At 57.5% G+C, this 1,263-nt stretch carries 2 protein-coding genes; both read left to right on the top strand.

What is annotated here, in order from left to right; translation table 11 throughout:
* Positions 1–27: 27 nt before the first annotated feature.
* The gene (locus tag KP814_RS32555) at positions 28–654 is read left to right on the top strand and encodes a hypothetical protein (RefSeq protein ID WP_216740675.1); all 627 of its coding nucleotides are present in this window, start codon (positions 28–30) and stop codon (positions 652–654) included.
* Between the two features lie 120 nt (positions 655–774).
* Positions 775–1,188: a DUF6511 domain-containing protein gene (locus KP814_RS32550; protein WP_253938814.1), complete on the top strand. Its 414-nt coding sequence runs from the start codon at positions 775–777 to the stop codon at positions 1,186–1,188.
* Positions 1,189–1,263: the final 75 nt, after the last annotated feature.

Raw genomic sequence — 1,263 nt, 5'->3', positions numbered from 1 at the left:
ACTCAATGAAGCCAAGGAGCAAGCCCTATGAACCAGGCATGGAACGACTTTAACGATGCCGATCCACAACAGTCCGCATTCGATGTGATTCCCAGGGGAACGGTTGTGCCCGTACGCATGTCGCTGCAACCCGGTGGTTATGACGATCCCAATCAAGGCTGGGACGGCGGCTACGCCACCTACTCAAACGATACCGGAGCGGTTTACTTGGCGGCGGAGTTCATCGTCACTGGCGGCGAGTACGCCAAGCGAAAACTGTGGAGCAACATCGGTCTGTATTCACCGAAAGGACCGACCTGGGCGCAAATGGGACGAAGTTTTATCCGCGCCGCGCTCAACAGCGCCAGACGAGTCAACCCAAACGATAATTCGCCCCAGGCGGCGGCCGCACGTCGCATCCATGGCTTCAGGGAGCTCAATGGGTTGGAGTTTCTGGCCCGGGTGGATGTCGAAAAAGACGCCAAGGGCGGCGATCGCAATGTGATTAAGAACGCGGTGGAGCCGGACCATCCGGAGTATGCGGCCTGGGTATCAGCGCCTCATACGAAAACGCCTCCGCCAGAAGGTTCCGGTGGAGCGCCAGCAACCGCTGCGCCTACATCGGCTTACGCACCACCGACATCCGCAGCGGGCAAGCCCGCCTGGGCTCAGTAGGAGCGTTATTTCTCATGTTGTTCGAAGTACGTCAAACAGCCGCCGTCACTGGGGCGGCTAAGGGAAATTCATCTCATGAAATGCCGAGTCTGCGCTCGCCAAGCCAAAGGGTTTGGTCACTTGAACACACGACATCGGCCGGGCGAATCCAAGCGTTATCCCACCGACTGGCGGTTCTGCTCGGCGCGATGCCAAAAAGCCTTTCACGCGCTCTATGCGGACTGGCTGAAAGGGACAACGGAGGAAGTCATGCTGAACGCCACCGACATTGAGAAAGCAGCGTTACGCGACTGTCTGAAGCCCTTCGGCGACGCGGCGACCGCCATTGGTTTTGACAAGCCGCTAGGCGCCTACTCTGAGCTGGAGGCAATGACGGTTGTCGAGGCGATTGTAAGCGGGTATGTAGCGGCGATGACTCAATACCATGAGTCTGCACGCTGTGCTCCGGTTCGTTCGTCTGGCGAGAGGTTAGAGCCAAAGACGCATCTGTTTTCCGATTTGGAGGGAGAAGTGCCTTGGGAGAAATCAGCATGATGGATTTCAACTCAACTGAAAGTTTCTCCGGACGGATTTCGGCGTTGGTCGATATCGGGCTGCGCAAAGTAAGGG

It is taken from the genome of Hahella sp. HN01 (genome assembly GCF_018986435.1).
Lineage (GTDB): Bacteria > Pseudomonadota > Gammaproteobacteria > Pseudomonadales > Oleiphilaceae > Hahella.
Note: the sequence above shows the minus strand (reverse complement) of the source record. Positions and strands in the feature narration are given on the sequence as shown.

Coding starts and splice junctions, on each gene's coding strand:
- KP814_RS32555 (WP_216740675.1), top strand. CDS start 28: ATGAACCAGGCATGGAACGACTTTAACGATGCCGATCCACAACAGTCC.